Source organism: Betaproteobacteria bacterium (assembly GCA_009693245.1).
Taxonomy (GTDB): domain Bacteria; phylum Pseudomonadota; class Gammaproteobacteria; order Burkholderiales; family SHXO01; genus SHXO01.
This window is the reverse complement of the sequence record SHXO01000006.1, coordinates 35,668-60,730: the sequence shown is the minus strand read 5'-3', so window position 1 is coordinate 60,730 and position 25,063 is coordinate 35,668. Positions and strand designations below refer to the sequence as shown.

Genomic DNA, 25,063 nt, shown 5'->3' with positions numbered 1-25,063 from the left:
CGGCCTTTCCATACGATCATTCCCGCGTTCATGACCCGGGACGCGAAACCGGTGATGAGTTTCGGTGTCATGGGTGCGGACATGCAACCGCAAGGTCATGTGCAAATGACCGCGCGCACGCTGGACTACAAACAAAATCCGCAAGCCGCCGCCGACGGTCCGCGTTGGAAGATCGCGAAAAACGGCGACATATTGCTGGAGGCGAGCGTTTCTTCTCAGGTGGCTGAAGGGCTACGCGCGCGCGGGCACCGGGTAGTGGTCACCGAGCCGGGAAGCATGGAATACGGCAGCGCCCAACTCATCCGTAAAGTGGACAACGGCTACGTTGCGGGCTCGGAGCCCCGGCGCGACGGGCAAGCCGCCGGATTTTAAGTATCAGGGCGCAAAATTCCGTAGCACTGTCCCAGGGCGCCCGGCATCGGAGCGCAGCCCGCTGCCATCGGCGATGAGGGTACCGTTCACCCACACGCCGTGCAGCCCCTTGGCGGGCGTGATGAGACGAGTACCCTTCGCGGGTAAGTCGTGATAGCGCTTGGAATCCCCGCGCCCCACGGTCTTCGGATCCCATAGCAGCAAATCCGCGTACGCGCCAACCTTGAGCATGCCCCGGTCCTTGATGCCGAATAGTCGTGCCTGCTCGCTGGTAAGTTTCTGCACGGCGCGCTCGAAGGACATGAGCCCTTTCTCCCGCGACCAGTAACCCAGTAGGTGTAATCCGAAGGCTGCGTCACTGAAAAAGGTGGTGTGCGCACCCGCGTCGGACAAAGTCACGATACTGTTGGGGTCCGTGAGCAAGCGCGCCACGGCCTCTTCGTCGGAGTTGAGCAGCACGGCGGTGAACACCGTATCCAGATCTTCGTCGAGAGACAAATCGAGCAACCAATCGAGGGGATGTTTACCGTCCCTTGCAGACAGCTCAGCAACGTTACGGCCCTCGAAGCCGTGGTGTTGCGCATCGCGGACTTGCACGACGTGCACTTTTTCCCAATCGCCCGCGAACACGCGGCGCACCTTCACCGCCAGTTCGTCCTTGACGGATTGGCGAAAGGCCGCATCGGCAAACAAGGCCTTCGCGCTATCGCCGCGCACGGCCATGGCGGGCTTCCAGGAACGCAGGCCTTCAAACACATAAGGCTCGCGCATGTTGAACTCGAATTTCAGCTGGCAGCACGACACAGCGCCATACATATCGAGTCCGCGCGCACGTCCTTCGGCCACACCGCGCATGTCATCGAATACCGCGTCCGGTACCAAGGGGTTGTGCAACACGGCCGCCACCAGAAACGGACGCTTCGCCGAAGCCGCCAGCGCTTGCAACCAGGGCGGGCTGGTGTCGGACGATTTGGTCATCATATACACGCCGCGCCCCGTCTCGCCCAGCGTGCTGGCCAGGGCGTGAAACTCTTCCTCCTTGGCCAAGCGCGAAGGCATGGGAATCCCATTCTCTCCGTTATGCTGGTAGGACGTGGTGCTGGACAAGCCCACGGCACCGGCTTCCAGGCCTTCGATGACGATGCGGCGCATGGCACTAATCTCATCCTGGGTGGCCGCGCGCTTGGAGGCGTCATCGCCCATGACCCAGGTTCGAACCGAAGAGTGCCCGATGAAGGCTGCCACATTGGGTCCGACACCGTTTCGTTGAATGAAATCGAGATACTGCGGAAAGCTCTCGAACTGCCAATCCACGCCCGCGCGCAGGGTGTCCAGTGACATGCCTTCCACGTAGGTGAGATTGCGCAAATTCAAATCGCGGTCGGCCGGGCGGCACGGCGCCAAGCTAAAACCGCAATTGCCCATGACAACCGTGGTCACGCCCAGCGCGGGCGAAGGCGACGCCAAGGGATCCCAAGTGACCTGCGCATCATAGTGGGTGTGACTGTCGATAATGCCCGGCATCAACGCCAAGCCTTTAGCGCCAACCGTCGTCTTCGCGGCGCCCACGTTCTCACCGATTGCGGCGATGCGCCCGTCTTGCACTGCCAAGCTTGCGAGCGCCGGGGCCGAACCGAGCCCGTCGTATACCAGCGCTTCCTTGATTACCAAGTCAAACATAGACTGAATCCACGCTCACAAATAGGTTAGATGTTATCAGATAGGACACGCCCCGGGAGCGCCAGCAAGAGCAGCTCTATGTTCATGCATGGCAATGAGCCCCTTCCCTCACAGGAACGATTGAACCACCGCGCCTAGAGACGCGACCTATTGTTCGTATTACAACTGGAGCGAACCATGAACGGATTCAAACTGCTTTTTTCGGACGACATTCAACCTGAAATTACCCAGCGTGTAGTGGATCTAATATTAGGCAATGAAGATTTGTCGGCTTTCTTCGAAGACCCCTATCTGGATTCGATCCTGACCCAAGCGGTGAATGACGAATCCTGCGCGACCGCTCACTGACGAACCGAGATCCTGCGATAAAGGTCTCAAGTCAAGGACTTGGGACCTTGATTACTTTGCGGGCCGCCATTCAGGATCTGCAATTTCTTGCATGGGACGGCGAGGCGTTCGGATCAAATGCCTACCGGCCAACCGAACGGCGTCCCTACATTGAAGCCGGGACGCTACATTCCGGCTATTCTTGTCGACCGCGCTCTTTGCCATTAGACGCGATGACTTGGCCCGATCCGCTGACAGATTCGCTCACTCGCGGGTGCCCGAAGTAGACGATGTCACCGCTACCCGAAATCCCCGCGTGCAGCCGACCGGTTGCCATCACGTAAGCGCTGCCACTGCCGCTTAATGACACCAGGACGGTCTGGCCACGCAAGCGCGGTGCGCGATAGTCGCCGGAACCGTCCAGGCTAACGATCTGCTCGGTGACCCGGCCCCCGGCTACGCGGATCTCTCCCGAGCCGGTGAGTTCCACCTGTAGATGCCCCACAATCAACTCCTCCACGCTGACCGATCCGCTGCCATCCGATGCGATTCGCAGCATGTCCACCCTCAATGAACCAGCGTGAATATCCCCGGAACTCTCCAATGCCAGGTCCCGTAACGACTTCACGCCCAACCGGAACCGGAGCGGTTTCTGGGTTTGAAATCCCCCGCCAACCGCGTCTATGATGAGCATGCCTTTGTGCACACGCGCCTGAATGCGTGCCAGCACCTTTGGCTCGGCCTCCACGACCATAGCCTGCGTGCCATTTTGCGTGATGTAGAGATCCCCTGGGACGCGTAGCGTTACGCCATTGAAATTGGACACCCAGATACTTCGGGAGCCCAACTCAGCGTCGCAGTAGGCTACGCCGCAGCAACCCAGCAAGACAGCGGCTGCAACGCTCTTAATGGACGAAGCCATCCAACTGCGCGCCAGCGAAATCAAGGCTTGTACTCTTTCAACAGACACGTGGCGTTGGGAGTTTCGACCAAGTGCAAACGGGGCTTGCCCTGGGACCCTTGCTGCAGTGTAAGCAAACGGTTGAATTGGTCGCTCGCCAACTCCAAACCTACTTCCTCGAATAGCAGGCGCCCGTACTGCCAACAGCGTAGGTTGGTCTTCGCGGCGTTTTTCTCCGGTTCGGCCGCCGCGGGTGTTCCAGCATCCACTTGCAGTCCCTTCCTTTCCACCTCGGCCAATGGCGAGAAATTGGTCGCCGCTAACGCCGCGAGGGGAGTGACAATGAGAGCTATTGAAGATAGCCAAACGGGTGCACGCCCGTTTGTCCGGCGTTTACTTAGTTTAGACATGAAAATACCCCTCTCCAATCTTGCCATCGGAAGCGATGACGAACAGGTCGCGCACTTCGGAAAGCGACTTAACCGGCAGATACTCAAAATCGGTTCCCACGGCCGTAGGCGATAGACCGCTGGAGATATCCTGCTCCGTGGCGAAACAAGCCACGGTCTCTTTTGCGCGTTTTGCGTTGGCGACGATCTCTAAGTGCTTGTTGTCGGGGAGGTTGAGCGGCACCGCACTATGTACGAGCGCGCTCTTGCTGAACCGGTTCGGATAAAAGCGCATGATTTTTCGCGTCTCGTCCTGCATGTAGCAGTACACATGAGCATCGCGGCTGGGTTTTACAGTTAAGCTGATGACCTCGACGGCCGAGAACTTTCCAGTCTTGTTGGTGGCGGCGACATCCATCTTCAGATCCTCCCCTACAGCCACGGGTTCGTCTTCCTTGGTGGCCGAAGGAGGGTTTTTCGCTAGGACATCGCTATGATTCGCTTTCAGATAGGCGTCGAAGAATTCGAAGTCCAACCTTGGCTCGTCGCTCAAGCCCAAGGCCACTCTATATTTGGAGACCGCATCACGTAGCTGGGGGTTCGGTTGCCCATCGGCTTTGCCAGAGTAGTAGCCGCGCTGGTGCAATTGCTTCTGGAAGTAGGTAACGAGTTCAACGGGGTTCGCGTACATGGCATCGAACCAATCCGCGATCTCCTCGCGGACGGTTTCATTGTTGGACGGCGACCAGAGACAGCTCCAGTAAGGAGTCTTGGTAAGCTTGCCGAAGAGTTCGATGGAGGCCAACTCCACCAGGCCTCGAAGCGCCTGCGATTGCCCCTCCGATTTGGAGAGATTCATGCTGAAATTAATGCCGAACTTCTTGATACGCGCGTCCCCGTCGTAGCCCGAACCTTCCTTGAAGATGACCACGGTATTGCGTGATGTCACCCCATGGACGACCGACAAATCGGAAGTGGAAAGAATGGTGAGATCCAAACCTAGTACCGAGGAGGCCGCATCCTTGGCGACTCCAATGTTCAATCCCGCGCTATTGGACTCGTAGCCCACGCCTAGTTCCTTCTGCTTCTGGATGACGTTTTCGTCCCACTGCGTGATGGAACCTTTAATGTCGTACTGCGGAACAACTTCGTATACCTGCTTACGCTCGGCTTGCTGAAGAAAGGACACCAGATTTCCCGAATCCGAGCCGAAAGCGATGAGCTTGACAGCGCGGCTGCGCTTGGTCATATCGGACACCGCCGAGATGAGCATGTCCTTGGTGCCCGCATTGACCTTCTTGGTCTGGTCCGTGATGTCCTCCACGAGGACGGACACATCGCGCACGCCGTAGTCCATGAGCATTCTGTCCATGCACCCCAGGGCAGCGGAGAAATTGGTGATCGAACGCTGGGGTGCGGACTCCGGGCCTTTCCTGGCCGCCTCGGTCTTGGCTACCGCGTCCTTCTTCACATCCATGACGGTGCAACCGTCCAACAATCCGCCCAAGGCTAGAGGCAAGAGCGCATTGCGAGGAAACCGATTCCGAATATTTTTCATGACAATTCCTCTGGCACTAGGCGTTACTTGCAGTTCCTATTCGCCTGGATGACATCTCCTTGGACGAACACATTGATCTCGCGGGGTGCTCTACCAGGGCCACCGGTGGATACATTACCGATATCCAGGCTGCACGGATTATCCCCGCCGCCGCCGCCCTTGGATTTGCTGCCAAATGCGACGCTTTGTTTGGCGCGCTCCTTGGCCAGCTTGGCGCGGTCGCCGATACTCATTTCCGCCGCACCTGCACTTGGAGCGCTGTGGAAACAAAGCACCAGGCTCAACGCCGAGAATGCCGCCAAGATCGCTCTTCTGAATGCGTACATGTAAAACTCCTAGATTTGGGCCGCACGAGCTTGGATTCGCCGTGCAATGTGACGAAAAACCTGGATCGCCGCGTGCCAGGCAGGCGCAAGACGATCCAGGCAAGCTGACTGGCTTAGTTGGCGTTACCGATGTTCATGCGTTGGTCGTTATACTTTCCCGATTGGGATTGGGTCACGTTCTTGGCAACGACCTTGCTCTTCCCGGAACGTGCATTGCCGATGGTCATGAGTTGGTGGTTACGGGACCCGCTCTGGGTTTGCGTGATCTTGTCCACCTTCACATCGGTCTTGCCTTCTCCGCTGGCATTGCCGATGGCCATCTGTTGAATGTTATGGTCGCCCTTCTGGGACTGCTTGACATTCTTCGCATCGACTTTGCTCGCGCCCTTTCCAAACGCATTACCCAGGTCCAGATACTGGCGGTTGTAGGTTCCGGATTGAGTTTGGTCGAGCTTCTCGACTTTGACGTCGGTCGAGGCGGCAAACGCACCGGCACAGACAAAACCCAAGGCTACGATTCCAGCTTTCAGAACTGCATTCATGATTTATCTCCAAAGTAAGGTGATTGAGTTTGAGACCAGCGGATGCCGGCCTCTTGTTCGATGAGGGCCCATATGCTTCAAGCCCCATCTGGCCATTGAGTCGCAAGATCTTTCACAGCGGTTCAAGGAAATATTCACTACCGCGCCGCCGCCGGCGAAACCTAATCCCGGAAAGCTGCGACTCATCGTGCGTCATGTGCCCATGCACATTTAATCCAGGAGATCTCGATGAATCGCGCGAAGAAGATGAAGTGGATAGCCGTTTTAGCCTCGGCCCACCTACTAGCAGGCGTAGCGGGTGCGAACGCGAGGGAACCGATCGTGTTCCCAGCAGGACAAATCCCGGATCCGGTTCAGTTAGCCTCGATTTTTTCTCGTTCCCCAATCCACGACCCGGTGGTGAAGACCCGTGGGATACGGCTTTTGTCCGCCGCGGGAACCGTGGTTGCCAGTGGCGTGAAGGCGGCTTCTCAGCTTCAAGCAAATTTACCCGATTGCCAGGAGGCGTTTACTCAAGGAAACGAGGACAAGGCTGGGCCGGAAGACGAGCCATCTGCATCGCTCAAGATTCGTGGCGTCAGTCGTCCTTCTGGATATCCTCTCGATAAGCACCCTGCTGGTTCCCCCGCCGCACAAACAGTACAAGAGGATTGCCCCTCGCTCGGCGTCAGCGCCAGCAAAAGCCCCCCCCCACTGGAGTGCAAGAAGAATCCGAGATGGGTAACACGCCCGCTACCGAGACTGGGATTTCCGAATCTATCGCACTATTGGTACCGTTCCAATTCAACTCCGCGCAGATCATGCCCGATGCGGCACCTCAGCTTGACGCATTAGCCGAAGGAATAAAAATGGCGGGGCCCGGCCTCAAGCTCATTATCGAGGGTCACACGGACGCGCACGGGAGCGATCAATACAACCTGATCTTGTCCTTTCTTAGGGCGAGCGCGGTGAAAAACTACCTCGTGAAGGTGCATCAAATTGCTCCCGAGAATATTACGGTGGTGGGCATGGGCAAGCGCATGCCGTTGAATGCAGCGGAACCTAACGCTCCGGAAAACCGCCGCGTCGAATTCAGAATCAAGGAGACTTAGGTTTCGCCCTATTTCGTTACGGCGTACCGGCGGATCTTGTCCTCATCCAGATCCACACCAAAGCGTGGTTTTCGCGGCAAGGGCATGCAGCCATCGGCGGGATCGAGCTCGATGGGTTCCTTGAGGTACCACTGGAAAAGGTCGCTGGTCAATCCCGGAGGGTCGTGAAACACTTCGACAAAGGGGCAATTGGGAATGGCGGCGCACAAGAGCAGATGCGCCACAAATCCCATTCCGCCTCCGCCATGATGGGGCGCGCACAGCTTGTGATGCATCTCGGCATATGCGCAGGCCTTGCGCAACTGCGTCATGGTCTCCCCCACCATGGCTTCGGGTTGCAGCACGTCGTAACAGTTGCGGTCCACCAGCTAGCGGTACTCGTGCAGCCCCAGATTATTTTCTCCGCCCGCGATGAGAATATCCACGGCATCCGCGAGGCGCGTGAGGTTGTCAAAATCGTAGCGCCCCATGGGCTCCTCCAACCAATACACGCCTAAGCGCTCCAACTCGCGTGCGGTATGCAGAGCGCACTCGTAGCGCCACACAGCGCTTTCATCTGGTTGCTGAGTGCCGGGGAGTTGCGCCTGATTGGCATCGGCCAGAAGGGTGAAGTCGTCTCTCCCACGGCGCGGCGCACCGCTTCCACTTGCGCGACGTCGGCCTTGAGCGTCCAATCGTGGAGGCGCAACTTGGCGGCGCGCCAGCCTTGCGCCTTAACCGCCACGATATCCGCGGCACGCCGCTTCGGGGTGCGCACTTCGATACATGAGGCATAGGCCGGTACCCGGTCGCGATAAGCGCCCCAGAGTTTGTACACGGGTTGCCCGCAGGCCTTGCCGATTATGTCACAGAGCGCAATCTCCACTCCCCAAGCCTCTCCGGCTCCGCGAAATACGCGTGCGTGGCGTTCCACGGCGAAGGGGTCTTGCCCGATGAGTTGAGGTTTGATCCACGACTCGATCTTGGGCGACACCACGTAGCCGGGGGAACCCAGGCCAACGATTCCTTCATCAGTAAACACCTTGACGAGCGTGCCGCCATAACGCTCCCATTGGCTCCCTGCCGCCCAAGCGGGCTTCATGGGGAACGGTACCTTCGGCCCCGCCAGGCTCAGTACCTGAATGTCGGTGATCTTCATGCACCTCCTTCATGCCCGAGCACTCTAATGGCCGCGGCGTCCGCACGCAATGAGCTCGCCCGGTCCAGTAGAATCCCATGCCACGGAATCTCTCCCCTCCCCTTATGGCAGTCATCCTGAAAACTCCCGACGAGATCGCGAAGATGCGCATCGCCGGGCGCCTCGCATCGGAAGTATTGGATTTCATCGGTCCGCAAATCAAGACTGGCATGACCACCGATGAAGTCGATGCGCTATGCCACGAGTACATGGTGCGGGTGCAAGGGACGATCCCCGCGCCACTCAACTATGCTCCGCCTGGCTACCATCCCTTTCCGCGTTCCATCTGCACCTCCGTCAATCACGTGGTTTGCCACGGCGTGCCGGGACAGAAGAAGCTCAGGAACGGCGATATCGTCAACGTGGACATCACCGTCATCAAGGACGGTTTTCATGGCGACACCAGCCGCATGTTTTTCGTGGGCGAACCCTCCATCCAAGCCAGGCGGCTGTGCGAGGTGACGTACGAATGCATGTGGCTAGGCATTCGCGCCGTGCGGGCGGGCGCCCATCTGGGCGACATTGGCCATGCCATTCAGCGTTATGCCGAACAGCGCGGGTACAGTGTGGTGCGGGAATTCTGCGGGCACGGTATCGGCCGCAAGTTCCATGAAGAACCCCAGGTCTTGCACTATGGAAGGCCCAATACCGGAGTCAAGTTGCAACCCGGCATGACCTTCACGGTGGAACCCATGATCAACGCGGGCAAGGCAGGCATCAAGGTATTGGGCGACGGATGGACGGTGGTCACCAAGGACCATTCCTTATCCGCGCAATGGGAGCACACCGTGCTGGTCATCGAAGAGGGATTCGAGATCCTCACGCAGTCGGCCGCGACTCCTCCCCCGCCTGCCTTCCAGCAGGCGGCCGTTTCCAGCCCCGTGGCGTAGCACCAATTGCGTTGAATCAAGTTCCGGTAGCGCATTACCGGGAGGTGGTCTCCCGCGAGAGGGCTGCGCTCAAGATCCATTTTCTGAGCACCGGCCGCCCCGGGCCACTTCTGCGCAAGCACGCCGCCTTGGTGGATCGCGTGCTGCGAAGCGTGTGGCGCGGTGCCGAAGTGCTCGGGCCCCTCGCCTTGGTCGCGGTGGGCGGGTACGCCCGCCGTACACTTTTTCCGCATTCCGATGTGGATGTGTTGATTCTCGTCCCCGAGCAAGACCAATCACTGCGCGAGCAAGCCGGCGCGTTGATAGCGCCCATCTGGGACATAGGTCTGGAGACCGGCCATAGCATCCGCACCATTGGTGAGTGCTTGGACGAAGCCGCGCGCGACATCACCATCCAGACCACCTTGCTCGAAGCCCGCTGGGTGGCGGGAAGCCGCGCATTGTTCCGCGAATTTTCCGAGAGGGTGGCACAAAGCCTAGACCCGAAGCGTTTTCTCGAGGCTAAGCTGCTGGAACAGCAGCAGCGCCATAACCGCTTCAATGATACGGCATCCAACCTGGAACCTAACATCAAGGAAGGCCTCGGAGGTTTGCGGGACCTCAACACCATATTATGGGTAAGCCAAGCGGCCTCGCTGGGTGCGAGCTGGCATGCCCTGGCCCTGCACCAATTGCTCACGGCGAGCGAGGCCAAACGCATCAGCCAACACGAAGCGGTGCTGCAAACTCTGCGGATCCGGTTGCACTACCAGGCGGGAAGACGGGAGGATCGGTTGTTATTCGATCTGCAAGCACCCCTCGCCAAACAATTGTCCCTGGAAGATACGCCCCAGCGCCTAGGTAGCGAGCGCGTGATGCAGCGCTACTTTCGTACCGCGCGCGAGGTGACGGCCTTGAACGAAGTCTTGCTGCATAACCTGCGCACGCGCATCGATGCATCGGCCGGGGTTCCAACCACGCCCATCAACGAGCGCTTCGTGGCGGAACACGAATACTTGAAAGCCACCGACGAAAACGTGTTCGAGCGGCAACCCGGCGCCCTACTGGAGTGTTTTAGCCTCCTGCAACAACACCCCGAATTGAAGGGCTTGGCGGCGGGCACCTTGCGCGCCCTATGGCGGGGCACGCGGTTGATCGGCCATCGCTTTCGGCGCGACCCGGCCAACCAGCGCGTTTTTCTCGGGCTATTTCAGCATGGCAGCGGGCTCACGCACGCTTTGCGGCGCATGAACCGCTACGGCGTGCTCGGGCGCTACCTTCCCGCCTTCGGGCGCATCGTGGGCCAGATGCAGCACGATCTCTATCACGTGTATGCCGTCGACGAACACATTCTCATGGTGGTGCGCAATTTACGCCGTTTCGCCGTGCCGGAGATGGCTCACGAATATCCCCTGTGCAGCCGGCTGATGAGCGAATTCCCCAAGCCTGAACTGCTCTACCTCGCTGGCCTCTTACACGATATCGCCAAAGGCCGCGGGGGCGACCACTCCGCTTTGGGCAGCGCTGATGCCACGCGTTTTTGCCGTAGTCACGGGATGGACAAGACGGATACCGAATTGGTGGTGTGGCTGGTGGAGCAGCATCTGGTGATGTCCTCGACCGCGCAAAAAAAAGATCTCGCCGATCCCAAGGTCATCGCCGATTTCGCCATGCTGGTGCGCGACGAGCGGCGCTTGATCGCGCTCTATCTTCTTACGGTGGCGGATATTCGCGGCACCAGTCCCAAGGTGTGGAACGCCTGGAAGGGCAAATTGCTGGAAGATCTGTTCTGGTCCGCGCGGCGTTTTCTCGGAGGCGACCGCGATCCGAGCGGCGAGCGCCTGCAATCGCGGCAAAAACTCGCGCTCGAAAAATTAAGGCTCTACGCCGTGCCCGACGATGCCCACGAGAAGTTATGGGCGCAGTTCGATACCGCTTACTTTCTGCGCCACGATGCGCGCGAGATAGCGTGGCACACGCGCGTGCTCAACTACCGCGTCAATACGCCCGTACCCGTGGTGAAAGCGCGCGTAAGCCCCGCGGGCGAAGGTATCCAGGTATTGATCTACACACCCGACCGAAAGAATCTTTTCGCCCAGATATGCGCGTTCTTCGAGCGTGTACAGTTCTCCATCATAGAAGCGCGCATCCACACCACTTTGCACGGCTACGCCCTGGACACTTTCCAGGTGATGAGCCCCGAGCCCAATGCGGCCAATTACCGTGATCTCCTAAACTACATCGAACACGAGTTATGCGCGCAACTGGAACGCGACGCGCCCCTGCCTCCTCCGGTAAAGGGCCGCATTAGCCGCCGCCTGAAGAGCTTCCCCGTGTCTCCCGAAGTGTCCCTGCGCCCCGATGAGCGCGGCAACGCCTACTACCTGTCCATCACTGCCGGCGACCGCCCTGGGTTGCTGTCCAGCATCGCGCGAGTCCTGGTGCGCTACGAAGTGGATTTGCATAATGCCAAGATCAACACCATGGGCGAGCGCGCGGAAGATACCTTCGTGGTGGCAGGGGATGTATTGAAAAATACGATGGAGGTTATTCGCCTGGAGAGCGAGCTGCTGCAAGCGCTGCAGAACTAGGGCCTACTGGGGCGGGAACGTTCTCACCTGCCTCGATGCGATACAACCAGGCTAGCAATTCCGCGATGGCGCGGTAGAGTTGGGGCGGGATGTGCTGGTCCAGCTCCACCTGCATGAGCATGGAGACCAGCTCGGCGGATTCGTGGACGAATATATCCGCCTCCTTGGCGCGCGCAATGATCTCTTCCGCGATGAGGCCACGCCCTTTCGCCACCACCTTGGGGGCTTGATCGTCCTTCCGGTATGTCAGGGCAACCGCGTGGCGTCGCTCCTCACCCATCGCGATGGCTCACCGCCAAGGCAGACAGGCTAAGGCCCGCAGCCTTGAGGGCCTCCTGCCGCGCGGCCAATTCAGCCCTGGTTTGTCCAGATTCCGCGGTCAAGGCGAGGGCCAAACTGTCGCCGGCCAGGCGGATGCGCGCGGTCATTTGCCCCAAACGCGGGAAATTCAGTTGCAGTTGGGTAGTCCAAATGTCTTCTTCCCGCTCAGCCTGACCCTTCCGCGGTAACTCCCAATGCGCCTCCCGCGGCTCCCAACCCAGGATGGCCACCATGACCGGGCGGCCCTCGATCAAATCCAGTTGTGCCCGCAGAGGCACTTCCGCTGGCATACGGGGAAAAGAGCCCTCCTTCAGAGTGGCCGCGAGCTTTTCGCCGCTGGTAACACCCCCTCATCGGGGAGTGTCGGGCCGGGCGGGATTTCCGTGTACACCGGACTGGCGGTACCAACCGGCCGGTATGTCTTGGCTTGGGGCTCGCGCGCAAGCTCCGCCAAGGGATATTCCCCCGATATCCAGCGAGCTTGATGCTTCTCGTAGAACAACCCGCTGCGTTCCAGGGCTTGCTTCAGGCTATGTGCGATTTCCTCGGGGCGTGGCGCCGCACCTTGGGGCAGAGGCAATGGCTGCGTGAGCTGCAACGGCTTGGTCTGCCCAGGCTCCGCATTGCGTATGACTTCGGCGATCACCCGCGCCGCCGAACTCATGCTCACCTGGCTGCGTTGCGCCGCCGGGGCGTCTTCCGGCTCCAGCGCAAACACGAGTTTCGGGAATGGTTCCACCACGCGCAACGGCAAGCGCTCCCCTAGCTTCACCGGGACTGGTAGCCTGGCATCCACGACGTGTTGGCCGATTTGGAGCAGGGCCCGGTATGGTTCGATGACGGCGCGCACCTCGGCTTTCACCTGGGTGCCGGGCGTCCATTTCGGGTTTTCCGCCCCTTCGCGGGAATCCCTAAGAAGGGCGCCTTCGAGCAACAAGCGCGTAACGGCGGTGAAGGCATCCGCCATGGGCTAACCCTTAAGACCCTGGGCGCGGGCTATTCGACGCCGTTGGTCTTGGATTTTCGGTACAACGCGACGATCAGCTCGGCTTCGTAAAGGCACGCAGCGCGCTTTCGGCGATATCGTTATAACGCGCGAACCACAGTACGCTTCCAGGCACCTGCCGCAATATGCGCAGCCAGCACTCGAACATCTCCGGCCGCAATTTGTAGGGGTTGCCAAAGCACGCGAACACGATCCCCTCCTTTGGCAATCCCATGGATTCGCGGGCGGGAATCGCGTTCGTATCCAGATCGAAGCGCCGGGCCGGTTGGTAGCAAAGCGGCAAGCGCACGATACGCTCGTCGTAGCCGGCCTCGTGTAATGCGTGGACGAGGTAATCGTCGGCCAACAAATAATCCACCGCGCTCCACCCCATGGCTCCCGGAAATCCGAGATAACTCACTTGCACTGGCGCGGGACGCAAGGCGAGCACTTTGGAGCGGGAGTGTTGCGTGTAACCGGAGAGATCCACCAGCACGTCGATGTCATCTGAGGCGATGGTGTTGGCAAGCGCGTGCATGTCCAGGGTAGCCACGGGACGAGCTTCGCGGAATGAAGCCAGGAGTTCCCTTCGCGTTGCGCTGCCGTCATCGGGACTTGAGTCGTACGCGAAGAGCTCGCAGCGGCGCGGATCGATGCAAGGCAATACCTCCTTCAGTAACTCCACGACGGCATGCGAACGCAAATCTCCCGAGAGAAACCCTACCCAAACCAGCGAGGTCTTCTTAGGGTGCCCTACCTGGATGTTGTCGCGCGCAAGGGGCGCGATCGGAGGCATTTTCAGGCGGGCCCATTTGCGTGCGCACTGTTGTTGGGCTTTGCGTGAAGGCGAAATCGCCACAAACCAGAAGGGCTACAACGCCGGCATGGACTGGTCTTGCGCCATTTCGCTCACTCGCGCGATGCGGCTGGAGAGGCCATTCCAGTAGCAGGCCTTGAGTTGGGTATAAAGGCGGGCAAGTTCGGCCTCCGGATACTCAGGCTTCAACGCAAGGGCACGATTAAAATGATGCATCGCCACCTCGTGGGCACTTTGCGCCACCGCAAAACCATAATGAGCCTCCGCGCTTTGGGGCGCCAACTGCACGGCACGTCCAAAGGCCTCCTGGGCGCCGGCCTCATCGCCGAAGTCGCCGCGCAAGTTTCCCAGATTCAAATGCGTTTCGTACACAGGTTCGAGTCCATGATTAAGGCCCGCTCGTAGCACGCCAGGGCTTGTGTGGCGTCTTGCGAAGCACGGTGCAGCACGCCAAGGTTGCATTCGATACTCGCGGTGGTCGGCGCTAGGCTCTTGGCCCGCTCAAGGGCGCCACGCGCCTGGGCGAGATCGCCAAGATCGAGGTAACAACTGCCCAAACTATTCCATGCCATGGCGAAGTCCGGATCGAGCTGCGTCGCGCGCGCCAAAGCGGACAAGGCTTGCGCGTAATCGTGCACGCGCCTGAAGAGCAACCCGAGGTTATTCCAGGCCGCGGCATTGCGTGGATTATGTGCCACGACGCGTTGGTATTCTTCGATGGCGCCCGCCGCGTCGCCGCGCTCGGCCTTGGCCTCGGCGGACTCCAGCATCAACCTCAATGGTTGGGTAGTCACGGCGGAACTCTGCCTGTCGCATACGGCTTTGGCGATGAAGTGCAACTCGCGAAGCGCGATGCTTTGCACTGGAAGCACCGCCAATTCCCGCGCTATCGCCGGGGCAAGTTCGGGGTCGCAGGCCAAGCGTTTCAAATTCAGGAGTGCCGCGCGATGTTCGGGTGCCAGCTCAAGAACCTTCAGATAGGCACTCACCGCCTCCGGTAATCGATTCGACGCTTCCAACACGCTACCGAGATTGTTGTGGGCTTCCGGATAATTGGGCTGCAACCGGACCGATTGGCGCAATGCCTGCGCGGCCCCGGAAAAATCGCCTAGATGCTGGAGACAGACGCCAAGATTGTTGTTAAGGGTATGGTTATCAGAATCGCTCTTGAGAGCCGCGCGCAGATAACCGGCGGCGTCAGCATGGCGCCCCGCCTGCATGCAGCAAATTCCAGCGAGCTCTAACGCTTTGGCATGCCCCGGGTTATCACCGAGTAGCTGGCGGTAAATATCCAGTGCGGGCGCAAATTGCCCGGCACCATGATGGGCGATGGCGCGAGCTAGCAAATCCTCGGAGCGCTGGGAAACGCCTCTGGGAGTTCCATTCTTAAGGGAGGTAAAACGAACTGCCACGGTGCTGGCTGCATGCTTCATGGGTCTCGACAGCCAGGGTTACGACGAAATTACACAATACTTAACAGCGAATTTACAAAATCAGTCCTCAACCACCTCCCGGCCTGGAAAAAGCACGTCATTGTAGCCAAACATCCGCAAATCCTTGATTCTCATGGGATAGAGGATGCCGTTCAGGTGGTCGCATTCGTGTTGCACGACGCGCGCGTGAAATCCCGAAACCGTCCGGTCGATGGGCTGGCCCTGAAGATCATGGCCCTGATAGCGCAACTGGGTGTAACGCGGGACCACCCCACGCATGCCGGGAACGCTCAGACACCCCTCCCAGCCCTCCTCCATGACCTCGCTCACGGGAGTGATGACGGGATTGATCAGCACCGTGTAGGGCACCTGCTCCGCATCGGGATAGCGGGGATTCTCCTTGACCTCGAAAATCACCATGCGCAAGAGCACGCCGATCTGGGGCGCCGCGATCCCCGCGCCGCTCAGCGCACGCATCGTGTCATCCATATCCTGCAACAGCGCATGCAATTCTGGAGTATCGAAGGCTTCCACCGGCTTGCTCACTTCCAGCAACCGCGGGTCGCCCATGCGCAGCACTGTTCTAATCATTGAGTCACGAGTAACTGCTCGATCACGCCGCGGACTTGCCGGAGCGCATCTTTCAAGATCGCGTGAATGGCATCCAGATGAACGCCGCTTTCGCTGTCGGCGCGTCCGGCGGCATGGTTGGCCACCACCGCCACCGCGGCGTAGGGAAGCCCGATTTCGCGCGCGAGGGCAGCCTCCGGCATTCCTGTCATGCCAACCATGTCCGCACCGTCACGCTCAAGACGGTTGATTTCAGCCGCCGTCTCCAACCGCGGTCCCTGGGTCGTGGCGTAGACACCTCCGTCGATCACCGGTATCGAGATTGCCTTGGCCGCTTGCAATAGTTGGACGCGTAGAGCTTGGTCGTAGGGGTGAGTGAAATCGATGTGCACCACGGCACGTTCATCGCCCGAGCCTTCCCCTTCGAAGAAGGTGCCCTGCCGCCCGTGGGTGTAATCGATGATCTGGCGCGGAATAGCCAAGACGCCTGGTTTCATGTTCGCTCCAATCCCGCCCACGGACGCGACCGATACAACCTGCTTCGCCTTGTACTCCTTGAGCGCCCAGATATTCGCCCGGTAATTGACCCGGTGAGGCGGTATGGTGTGGCCGTAGCCATGGCGCGCCAAAAACATCACTTCCTTGCCTTGCATCAGGCCAAATGTGAGCGGTCCAGAGGGCTCCCCCCAGGGGGTACGCACGATCTGCCGGTGCGTGACTTCCAAATTGGCGAGTTGGGTCAAACCCGAACCGCCGATGATTGCCAGCATTGCTATTCCTTGTTCAAAGCATATACAGCGGGAAGATTACGCCAGGCGCCATGCACGTCCATGCCAAAGCCAAACACATAGCGGTCTGGAACGCGCACCCCCACGAAATCGGCGTGGATAGGCTTGGTCTCGGCGAGAATTTTATCGGCGAAGACGGCACTGTAGAAAGCGCTGGCACCCTGCCCTAGCATGCGCTCGCGAATGGCCAACAACGTGTGACCCTGGTCCAGGATGTCATCGAGTACCAAAACCACGCGCCCCTTGGCCTCAGCGCGGGGAAGCACCTTCCACTCGATCTGACCGCCGCTCGTGCCATCGCGGTATCGCGTCGCGTGCAGGTAATCGAATTCCAAGGGGAAACGTAGCAAAGGGAGCAATTGCCCCGTAAACACCACCCCACCGCCCATGACCGATATCACGAGAGGAGAGCGCTCTCCCAGCGCAGCGGTAATCTCTTGGGCAACACGTTCCACGGCGGCGCGCGCGGCGGCTTCGTCGCAGATCAAGTCCGCGCCTTGCAACACCTTCCAGGCCTCGGCGTGAGCTAACACGATGCCGTTACCTCGGCAATCTTTTGAGGAATGCCGCCAATTCATCCGCCACTTCGGTGTGACGCAACCCGTACATGATATTGGCTTGAAGGTAGCCCAGCTTCGTGCCGCAGTCGTAGCGTGTCCCTTCGAACTGGTAACCCAGGGCGCCCTCGCTGGCAAGGGCCGCGGCAATCCCATCGGTCAACTGAATTTCTCCGCCAGCCCCAGGCTTCACTTGCTCGAGGTGGCGAAACACTGAGGGCGACAGCACGTAACGCCCCACCACGCCCAAGGTGGAAGGCGCGTCGGCGGGCTTCGGTTTTTCCACGATCTTGGACATGCGGATGAGCCGGTCTCCCTCGGGATCCCCGGCGATGATGCCGTAACTGGAAGTCTCCTCGCGGGAGACGCTCTGCACGGCAATCACCGAGCAGCGCTTGCGCTCGTACACCTCCACCATTTGCCGGATTACTGGTATGGTGGAGTCGATCAAGTCATCGGCCAAGATCACCGCGAAGGGCTCGTCGCCCACCACGTGCTTGGCACACAGCACGGCATGGCCCAGGCCCAAGGCTTCGGTCTGCCGCACGTAGGTGCAATTGACGTGGCGCGGAACGATATTACGTACTTGGGCGAGCAGCTTGTCGCGCCCGCGCATCTCTAACTCCGTTTCCAGTTCGTAGGCCTTGTCAAAGTGATCCTCGATGGCGCGCTTGTTCCGGCCCGTGATAAAAATCATATGGGTAATGCCCGCCGCGACGGCCTCCTCGACGGCATGTTGAATGAGAGGCTTGTCCACGATGGGAAGCATCTCCTTGGGACTCGACTTGGTCACCGGGAGAAAGCGCGTACCCAATCCCGCCACTGGAAAGACTGCCTTGGTTACCGTTGTCATGAATGGCTCATTGGGTTGAAAGATTATCGAGCAGATGCAGGAATCGATCCTCGTCCAATATAGCCAGGCCCAACTCCTTGGCCTTGGCGTACTTGCTTCCAGGATCCATTCCAGCAACGACGTAGTCCGTCTTCTTCGATACGCTGGAAGCCACCTTTCCTCCCAGCGCCTGGATACGCATACTAGCCTCCTCCCGTGACAGATTGGGCAAGGTCCCGGTAAGCACAAAGGACTTGCCCGCAAGCCCAGCGTGCCGCTGGGCTTCTGGTTCAAACCTAATGTAGCCTGCAAGGGTGCTTACGACTTCCCTGTTGGAGGGGACGGCGAAGAACTCCAGGATGCTGCGCGCTACAACCGGCCCGACATCGGGCACGCGTAGCATGTCTTCTTCGTTTGCGTTCATGAGCGCATTGATATCGCCGAAATGGGTAGCCAAATCCCGCGCCGTGCTCTCGCCCACGTTGCGAATGCCCAAGGCATGGGCGAAGCGCGCCAAGGTCGTATGCGTGCTCTTTTCCAAGGCGGCCATCACATTGTTGGCGGACTTTGCCCCCATGCGGTCTAGGCCGGCAAGCTGCTCCGCGCTTAGTTGGTAAAGATCAGCCGGCGTGCGGATCCAATTTTTGTCCACCAACTGATCCACCAATTTTTCCCCCAAGCCTTCGACATCCATGGCCCGGCGCGAGGCAAAGTGCAAGATGGCTTGCTTGCGCTGCGCGGGACAAGTCAGTCCCGCGGTGCAGCGCGAAACCGCCTCGCCTTCGGCGCGCTCCACGCTTCCCCCGCACACGGGGCAGCGCGCGGGCATGACAAATTCGCGGGCATCGCCGGGCCGTTGTTCCAACAACACTCGCGCCACTTCGGGGATCACATCGCCGGCCCTCCTCACGACGACTCGGTCTCCAATCCGCACGTCCTTGCGCCGCACCTCATCTTCGTTGTGTAGCGTGGCATTGGTCAGCGTCACTCCGCCCACGAATACCGGTTCAAGGCGGGCCACTGGAGTCAGCGCGCCCGTGCGGCCAACTTGCACCGTGATGTCCAACACGCGCGTCACGGCCTCTTCCGCCGGATATTTATGCGCCACGGCGAACCGGGGGGCGCGCGACACGAAACCGAGCTGCTTCTGGCAGGCGAGGTCGTTCACCTTGTACACCACGCCGTCGATATCGTAAGGCAGCGCTGCGCGCTTGGCGCCAATTTCTCGGTAGTAATCCATCAACCCGCGCAGTCCGCGCACCACGGCGCGGCCCGGCGCCACGGGAATGGCGAATCGAGCCAAGTAGTCCATCTGACGGCTATGCAGATCCCGCGGCAGATCGTTCGCCTTCGCCACACCGATGGCGTAGGCAATAAAGCGTAAGGGCCGTTTGGCGGTAACGCTGGGGTCCAATTGGCGCAGGGCACCCGCGGCCGCGTTGCGCGGGTTGATGAACTCCTTTTCTCCATGCTCTTGCTGCTGCCGGTTCATGCGCAAGAAATCTTCCTTGAACATCAACACCTCGCCACGTACTTCGACGAGATCTGGTACTTCCCGCGCGGCTAATCGCAACGGAATGGTGCGCACGGTGCGCAAATTGGCCGTCACGTTCTCGCCCACAGTACCGTCTCCCCGGGTCGCCCCTTGCACGAACACGCCTTCTTTGTAGCGCAGGCTGATGGCGAGCCCGTCGAATTTGGGCTCCACGGCGTACTCCACATCCGCAAGCCCCAAGGCGTCACGCACGCGCCGGTCGAACCCTTCCACATCCGCTTCCTCGAAAGCATTGTTCAGGGACAACATGGGGATTTCGTGGCGCACCGCCTCGAAGGTATCCAACGGCGCCGCGCCTACCCGCTGAGTGGGGGAATCCGCGGTCCTTAGCTCCGGAAATTCCGATTCGATGGCCGCCAGTTCGCGAAATAGCTGGTCGTATTCGTGATCTCTGATGACGGGCTGGTCTTGCACGTAATACAAATAATTGTGGCGTTCAATGAGCGCACGCAACTCCTTCGCGCGCGCTCGCACCTCCCCTGTAGCCACCATTTGAGACTTAGCTGAACAACCTCAGAGCCACGCCACTTCCGGCCGGTATACCGCGCGCATCCATCTCTTGGTAGATTTGCTTGAGTTGTCCGCGAATTTGGTCCAGGCCGGACTCGTTAACCGCCATCTTGTTGTCGTCCACCAGCGCGCCGCCCATGGCATTGGCCAGTTGCCGGGCCAAGCTCACCAATTTATCGAAAGCCTGCACCCCGTTGGCCACCTTCGGAACATCGAGCATGAGCGTGACGCCGTTGGTCGTCAAGGTGCGGATGCGCTCGGGTACGAAGCCCGGGTTCTCATGACTTTCCATCGTGATGGATGCGTGGCCATGCTCGTCGTTGATTTGAAAGATGCCATCAGGGCGTAATTGAAAGCCCGAGACCTCCGCCCAGGCTCGTATCTTGGTGCCTGGGAAGGGTCCGCTCTTTTGCGCGATGACGCTCAAACCCACAATGACGTCCGATTCCTGGAAGAAGCGGTCCAAGTTGCGAGCCACCTCCACGAAAGGCTCGGTTTCCGCGGATTCAACCGTCGCCTCGGACTCCGCCGCGCAGCGCTCGAAAGCGCGCTTGAAAGTGAGCAAATCCTCCGCCGGCACGACGCCCGAGCGATTAACCAATTGCAGGGTGGCTCGCACCCGCGTGTACTTAGGCGCCGCGTGAAGATCGACAGAAGTCCAACTGTTATTGGCCGCACCCCAGAGTTGGATCCGGTTGGCAAGATCGCTCACTTGCTTGAGCGCCTTGTCCAGATTGCTAGGGGGAATGGGGCTGTGAGACACCAAGTCCACCTGGTAATCCAATTTGTCCGAACCGGTAGGCGCAACCGAAGGAGCCTGGTTGTCGCCTTGGCGCGGATCGATTCTTCGCGGTTCGTCCTGGTGCGCAGGCCCGGCCTCGCTCGTCCGCGAGATCTGCGTGCCGGGCGGCGCTCGCTCTTCATCGATGCTGGGCGCGCGCTCTTGAAACTGCGGCTCGATGCGCTCGCGCGTGCGTACCGCCGGGAGCACTGGCGGCTGGGCATTCTTCACCAGCACGTCCTCGTGCCGTTGCTGAAACGCCGATTCCGCGCGCTTCTTGTAGCGGTGTTCTTGCCACCGGTTAAAGATATAGATGGCCGCCACGATGAGGATGCCGAATGCGACCAACGCGATTTGTAATTTGCTCATCTATCTTCCTAATAAATTCTCGGCACCAAGGAACCTAAGCCGCCACTTCGGAACGCATCCGCACGGCCTCACCGACATCCACGGCGACGATCCTGGACACGCCTTGCTCGGGCATGGTGACGCCCACCAAATGGTGAGCCATCTCCATGGTGATTTTGTTGTGGCTGATATAGAGAAATTGCGTTTGTTCGGAAATACGCTGCACCAATTTGCAGAAGCGCTCCGTATTGGTGTCATCCAAGGGTGCATCCACCTCGTCCAACAAACAGAAGGGCGCGGGATTCAGTTGAAATAAAGAGAATACCAAGGCGATGGCTGTAAGCGCCTTCTCCCCTCCGGATAGCAGATGAATGGAAGCGTTGCGCTTGCCCGGCGGACGGGCGATCACTTGCAATCCGCAATCCAATATCTCCTCGCCGGTCATCAGGAGCTGGGCTTCGCCGCCGCCAAACAACTGGGGAAACATCTCGCCGAAATGCCGGTTCACCGCCTCGAAGGTGTTGCGCAGTCGTTCGCGGGTCTCGCGATCGATCTTGCGGATGGCATCCTCCAGCGTATCGATGGCCTCGGTCAAATCGCGGCTTTGCTCGTCCAAGTAATTCTTGCGCGTGCGTGAAGATTCCAGTTCTTCCAGGGCAGCCAAGTTGACGGCACCCAAGGCGGCGATCTCGCTGGTCAATTGCGCTATGCTCCCTTGTAGGGCGGAGGCTCTCACGCCCTTGACGAGACGCGGCGCCAGTTCCTCTTCGTTGGCGCCAGACTCCTCCAATTGGCTGGAGAAGTTCTCTTGCGCCAGACGAGCCTCCTGCTCCTTGAGTTTCAATTCTCCCGCGCGCTCTTGCAAGGGAGCTAGGCGTTGCTGGGTGCTCATGCGTTCGCGATCGAGCTCGCGCCGCACGCTCTCTTTTTCCTCGGCCTCCCGCCTCAGCCCGGAGAGTGCCGCCTCGCGCCGCGCCTTGAGTGCCAGCGCGCTTTGCAACTCCCGCATCAGCGCACTTTCATCCAGGGTTTGCATTTCCCCTTGAACACTCGCCAGCAAGGCAGTCAAGTTCTCCAATCCCGACGACACTTGTTCACGTGCCGCGCGCAAGTCCTGCAATTTTTGCTCGATCACCCGTTTGGAAAATTGGCGCTCCTGCAAAGCGCGCAAGGCGCTTGAATGCGCTTCCCTCGTTCGGCGCAGTTGTTCCGCGGCCTCGTCATATTCCTCGCGCGATTCCGCGAGCCTGGATTGGGCGGCGTCCTCTTGATTTTCCAGGCGTGCCACCGCGCCCAGCGCGTCCGCGCGCAAGCCTTGCTCTCGTGTCTGTTCGTCTTCCAACCGAGAGAGTTCCGCCTCGATCTGCCGGAAGCGCTGGTGAATTCGGTCCGCTTGTTCAGAGGCACGGACCCACTCCAATTCGGCCGCGTGCTGGGAACGCTGGGTCTCGTCGCGCCGGTCGCGCGCGGCTTGCTGGTTCCGCCGGGAAGTTTCCAGGGCCAGCAGTGCTTCTTCCTTACGATGCTTGCCCGCCTCAACGCTCCTGGCAATGGTTTCGCGGCGCGTCTGTAGCGCCTCGATCTCGTGCTGGCGCGCGAGTATGCCGTGTACTTCGGAATCCTCGGCGTGAAAACTCACGCTGCTGGATGTGAAAACATGCCCCTCGGGACACACCAGGCGCGCGCCCGCGGGTAAGTCCGCGCGGCGGCGAAATCCCTCCGAGGCGCTGTCCACCATGTACACCTGGCCGAGCCAGTCCGCCAACACGGCACCCAGCGCTTGATCGCGAATTTCCAAGCGGCTCAACAACGTGGCATGGCCTTGCCAGGGTTCATCCGGAGCAATGCGTTGCTGCCGCTCGAAGAAAGACACCTTCCCCGGCGGCGGGTGCTGCAACCAGTCTTGCGCCCGGCCGAGTTGTTCCAGGGCGATGCCATTCAGGCGCTCGCGCAGCACGGCCTCCAAGGCATCCTCCCAGCCTGGACGAATACTCAGTCCTTCCCATAAGCGGGACATACCGTCCAATTGCTGTTGGTCCAGCCAAGCGTGCATCTCCCCCGAGCGGCTGACTTGCCGTTGCAACAACTCCAAGGCTTGCCGGCGCGCATCTTGCGCACCGATTTCGCGTTCCTCGGTTTCCAGAGACTGGGCGGCGCTTTTCACCGCCTGGTCCAACATTGGCAATTGAGCGTCAATGGCGGCCAGCGCCTCGCGGTCGCGCCGCAACGCCTCGCCGCGGCTTTCGAGCTTGGCTTTCAATTCTTCCAAGACTCTCGGGTCGGGTTGCTGCAATCCCGCCCGTTCCTCGGATAGGCGCGTTCGTCGCTGCCGCACTTGCTCCATCACGCGTTCGGCATGAGTGAGGCGCGTGCGCTCTACCCCGAGTTCGCGCTGCGCCAAGGCCAGCTGTTCTTGCGCTTCGTCCAAGGCCTCTCGCTTGGAGGCGTGCTGTTGCTCGGCGGCGGGGAGTGCATTGCCTGCATGCTCCGCGCGTTCTTGCGCCTCGGCGGCTTCGCGCCCCGCGGACTCCAAAGCCAGTGACTGCTCGCCAAGGCCGGATTCGATGGTGGCCTTGCGTTCCTCCGCTTGCGCGCGTTCGGCTTGGGCACGGTCCAATTGCCCCTGTAAGCGGCGCCGGCTCTCGCGCAGATGTTCGAGGCCTTGCTCTAGCCTGGCAACCGCGGCATTGGCCTCGTAGAGCCCCCCTTGGGCTTGCTGCAAACGGTCGCTTCCGGCGATATATTCCTGGTGCGCGCTCTCCAGCATGCGTTCGAGTTCGCGAATGCGAGCCATCTCCGCTTCCAACTCGGTGGAAGTTTGATCCAGGTCGCGCAGATAACGCGCGCGCTGTTGCACGGCCTCCTGCTTGCGCGAATACCAGAGCAGGTGCTGGGTGGATTTAAGCTCCGCCTCCAAGGCGCGAAACTTCGCCGCCACTTCGGCCTGGGCCTCCAGATGTTCGAGATTGCGCGCGAGTTCTTGCACGATGTCGCTGACGCGCGCCAGGTTCTCGCGCGTGTCCGCGAGGCGGCTTTCGGTTTCCTTGCGCCGCTCCCGGTATTTGGAAACACCCGCCGCCTCCTCGAGAAAACTCCTCAGTTCCTCTGGCCTCGCCTCGATGATGCGAGAGATCATGCCCTGCTCGATGATGGCGTAGGCGCGCCCGCCCAGGCCGGTGCCCAGAAACATATCGGCAACGTCGCGCCGTCGCACGTGCTGGTTGTTAATGTAGTAATCGGACTCGCCGTTTCGCTCCAGCACGCGCTTGACCGAGATTTCCGCGTAGCGCGACCAAGGGCCGGAAGCCTTGCCCAGACTATTGTCGAAAATCAATTCCACGCTGGCGCGGCCCACCGCCTTGCGTCCGCTAGACCCATTGAAGATCACGTCCTGCATGGTCTCCCCGCGCAGATTCTTGGCGGAGGATTCGCCCAACACCCAGCGCACGGCGTCAATGACGTTGGATTTACCGCAGCCGTTGGGGCCCACCACGCCCACCAAGGAGCTGAGCACGGGGATATGCGTCGGATCGACGAAGGATTTGAATCCTGCGAGTTTGATGTGCGCGAGGCGCAATTGCTGGTCTCTTGTGGGCTCTTGGAGAATCACGTACCGGCTAAGCCGGCTTAGGATCCTGGTTCTTCTAATTGCCGGAAAGCAAGATAAATCAATCGCCTGGACTTTTCCTGGTCACCAGGCTCGGTTTGCCGCCACTGCTTGCCGCCACTATTACTCGATCGCG

Annotated in this window: 26 protein-coding genes; 4 read left to right on the top strand and 22 right to left on the bottom strand. The window is 59.9% G+C overall.

All coding sequences use genetic code 11. The features are described 5' to 3' along the window. Window positions 1–372 (top strand): gamma-glutamyltransferase (locus EXR36_01970; GenBank protein MSQ58438.1); only part of this gene is annotated, 372 nt, incomplete at its 5' end. A gap of 3 nt (window positions 373–375) precedes the next feature. Here EXR36_01970 and EXR36_01965 read toward each other — a convergent pair. The 6 genes from EXR36_01965 to EXR36_01940 all read right to left on the bottom strand — a co-directional run bounded on the left by EXR36_01965 (window position 376) and on the right by EXR36_01940 (window position 6,095). Then, a complete protein-coding gene (locus tag EXR36_01965; GenBank protein MSQ58437.1) occupies window positions 376–2,052 on the bottom strand; it encodes a hypothetical protein in 1,677 nt (558 codons plus the stop codon). Window positions 2,053–2,575: 523 nt separating this feature from the next. Further along, complete coding sequence (locus EXR36_01960; GenBank protein ID MSQ58436.1) at window positions 2,576–3,301, bottom strand: DUF2807 domain-containing protein; 726 nt, start codon at window positions 3,299–3,301, stop codon at window positions 2,576–2,578. A 20-nt stretch (window positions 3,302–3,321) separates the two neighbouring features. Continuing rightward, window positions 3,322–3,690 carry a hypothetical protein gene (locus EXR36_01955; protein MSQ58435.1) on the bottom strand — a complete coding sequence of 123 codons (369 nt, stop codon included), beginning with the start codon at window positions 3,688–3,690 and terminating at the stop codon, window positions 3,322–3,324. Continuing rightward, window positions 3,683–5,227 (bottom strand): DUF4384 domain-containing protein, encoded by a 1,545-nt coding sequence (locus EXR36_01950; GenBank protein ID MSQ58434.1) that lies wholly within the window; start codon window positions 5,225–5,227, stop codon window positions 3,683–3,685. Before EXR36_01950 ends, EXR36_01955 begins: the two co-directional genes overlap by 8 nt. Window positions 5,228–5,250: 23 nt before the next feature. Further along, window positions 5,251–5,553: a hypothetical protein gene (locus EXR36_01945; protein MSQ58433.1), complete on the bottom strand. Its 303-nt coding sequence runs from the start codon at window positions 5,551–5,553 to the stop codon at window positions 5,251–5,253. A 113-nt stretch (window positions 5,554–5,666) separates the two neighbouring features. Next, window positions 5,667–6,095, bottom strand: a complete 429-nt coding sequence (locus EXR36_01940) for a hypothetical protein (GenBank protein ID MSQ58432.1) — start codon at window positions 6,093–6,095, stop codon at window positions 5,667–5,669. A 716-nt stretch (window positions 6,096–6,811) separates the two neighbouring features. On the opposite strand from EXR36_01940, the gene EXR36_01935 reads away from it, so the two are divergent. Beyond that, the gene (locus tag EXR36_01935; protein MSQ58431.1) at window positions 6,812–7,186 is read left to right on the top strand and encodes an OmpA family protein; all 375 of its coding nucleotides are present in this window, start codon (window positions 6,812–6,814) and stop codon (window positions 7,184–7,186) included. A gap of 8 nt (window positions 7,187–7,194) precedes the next feature. Here EXR36_01935 and EXR36_01930 read toward each other — a convergent pair whose 3' ends face one another. Genes EXR36_01930 through EXR36_01920 form a run of 3 tightly spaced genes read right to left on the bottom strand, consistent with a single transcriptional unit; the run spans window position 7,195 to window position 8,324 of the window. Next, entirely contained in the window at window positions 7,195–7,551 is a 357-nt protein-coding gene (locus tag EXR36_01930; protein ID MSQ58430.1) for a hypothetical protein, read from the bottom strand. A gap of 3 nt (window positions 7,552–7,554) precedes the next feature. Continuing rightward, window positions 7,555–7,890: a hypothetical protein gene (locus EXR36_01925; protein MSQ58429.1), complete on the bottom strand. Its 336-nt coding sequence runs from the start codon at window positions 7,888–7,890 to the stop codon at window positions 7,555–7,557. Continuing rightward, window positions 7,680–8,324, bottom strand: a complete 645-nt coding sequence (locus EXR36_01920; protein MSQ58428.1) for a hypothetical protein — start codon at window positions 8,322–8,324, stop codon at window positions 7,680–7,682. Before EXR36_01920 ends, EXR36_01925 begins: the two co-directional genes overlap by 211 nt. Before the next feature lie 104 nt (window positions 8,325–8,428). Between EXR36_01920 and map the strand changes: the two genes are divergently transcribed. Both map and EXR36_01910 read left to right on the top strand, forming a co-directional pair. Next, window positions 8,429–9,253, top strand: a complete 825-nt coding sequence (gene map, locus EXR36_01915) for a type I methionyl aminopeptidase (GenBank protein ID MSQ58427.1) — start codon at window positions 8,429–8,431, stop codon at window positions 9,251–9,253. Further along, a complete protein-coding gene (locus tag EXR36_01910; GenBank protein ID MSQ58426.1) occupies window positions 9,139–11,823 on the top strand; it encodes a [protein-PII] uridylyltransferase in 2,685 nt (894 codons plus the stop codon). The genes map and EXR36_01910 overlap by 115 nt, the downstream gene beginning before the upstream one ends. On the opposite strand, the gene EXR36_01905 is transcribed toward EXR36_01910, so the two are convergent. From EXR36_01905 to smc, 13 genes are all read right to left on the bottom strand, one after another. After that, window positions 11,780–12,103 carry a hypothetical protein gene (locus tag EXR36_01905; protein MSQ58425.1) on the bottom strand — a complete coding sequence of 108 codons (324 nt, stop codon included), beginning with the start codon at window positions 12,101–12,103 and terminating at the stop codon, window positions 11,780–11,782. The two genes, EXR36_01910 and EXR36_01905, sit on opposite strands and share 44 nt — an antisense overlap. Beyond that, entirely contained in the window at window positions 12,096–12,434 is a 339-nt protein-coding gene (locus EXR36_01900; GenBank protein MSQ58424.1) for a flagellar hook-length control protein FliK, read from the bottom strand. Before EXR36_01900 ends, EXR36_01905 begins: the two co-directional genes overlap by 8 nt. A gap of 20 nt (window positions 12,435–12,454) precedes the next feature. Further along, window positions 12,455–13,111 (bottom strand): hypothetical protein, encoded by a 657-nt coding sequence (locus tag EXR36_01895; protein ID MSQ58423.1) that lies wholly within the window; start codon window positions 13,109–13,111, stop codon window positions 12,455–12,457. A 73-nt stretch (window positions 13,112–13,184) separates the two neighbouring features. Beyond that, entirely contained in the window at window positions 13,185–13,925 is a 741-nt protein-coding gene (locus EXR36_01890) for a hypothetical protein (GenBank protein ID MSQ58422.1), read from the bottom strand. Window positions 13,926–14,000: 75 nt separating this feature from the next. Beyond that, the gene (locus EXR36_01885) at window positions 14,001–14,318 is read right to left on the bottom strand and encodes a hypothetical protein (GenBank protein MSQ58421.1); all 318 of its coding nucleotides are present in this window, start codon (window positions 14,316–14,318) and stop codon (window positions 14,001–14,003) included. Next, window positions 14,300–15,379 (bottom strand): tetratricopeptide repeat protein, encoded by a 1,080-nt coding sequence (locus tag EXR36_01880; GenBank protein ID MSQ58420.1) that lies wholly within the window; start codon window positions 15,377–15,379, stop codon window positions 14,300–14,302. The genes EXR36_01885 and EXR36_01880 overlap by 19 nt, the downstream gene beginning before the upstream one ends. A 60-nt stretch (window positions 15,380–15,439) precedes the next feature. Continuing rightward, on the bottom strand, window positions 15,440–15,970 hold the full coding sequence (locus EXR36_01875) for a peptide deformylase (protein ID MSQ58419.1): 531 nt from the start codon (window positions 15,968–15,970) through the stop codon (window positions 15,440–15,442). Continuing rightward, window positions 15,967–16,719 carry an S-methyl-5'-thioinosine phosphorylase gene (locus tag EXR36_01870; GenBank protein ID MSQ58418.1) on the bottom strand — a complete coding sequence of 251 codons (753 nt, stop codon included), beginning with the start codon at window positions 16,717–16,719 and terminating at the stop codon, window positions 15,967–15,969. The genes EXR36_01875 and EXR36_01870 overlap by 4 nt, the downstream gene beginning before the upstream one ends. A gap of 2 nt (window positions 16,720–16,721) precedes the next feature. After that, a complete protein-coding gene (locus EXR36_01865) occupies window positions 16,722–17,315 on the bottom strand; it encodes a hypoxanthine-guanine phosphoribosyltransferase (GenBank protein ID MSQ58417.1) in 594 nt (197 codons plus the stop codon). Further along, entirely contained in the window at window positions 17,278–18,147 is an 870-nt protein-coding gene (galU, locus tag EXR36_01860) for a UTP--glucose-1-phosphate uridylyltransferase GalU (protein ID MSQ58416.1), read from the bottom strand. Before galU ends, EXR36_01865 begins: the two co-directional genes overlap by 38 nt. Before the next feature lie 7 nt (window positions 18,148–18,154). After that, window positions 18,155–20,173 (bottom strand): NAD-dependent DNA ligase LigA, encoded by a 2,019-nt coding sequence (ligA, locus tag EXR36_01855; GenBank protein ID MSQ58415.1) that lies wholly within the window; start codon window positions 20,171–20,173, stop codon window positions 18,155–18,157. A 7-nt stretch (window positions 20,174–20,180) separates the two neighbouring features. Continuing rightward, window positions 20,181–21,341: a hypothetical protein gene (locus EXR36_01850; protein ID MSQ58414.1), complete on the bottom strand. Its 1,161-nt coding sequence runs from the start codon at window positions 21,339–21,341 to the stop codon at window positions 20,181–20,183. Between the two features lie 34 nt (window positions 21,342–21,375). Beyond that, entirely contained in the window at window positions 21,376–24,897 is a 3,522-nt protein-coding gene (smc, locus tag EXR36_01845; GenBank protein MSQ58413.1) for a chromosome segregation protein SMC, read from the bottom strand. Window positions 24,898–25,063: the final 166 nt, after the last annotated feature.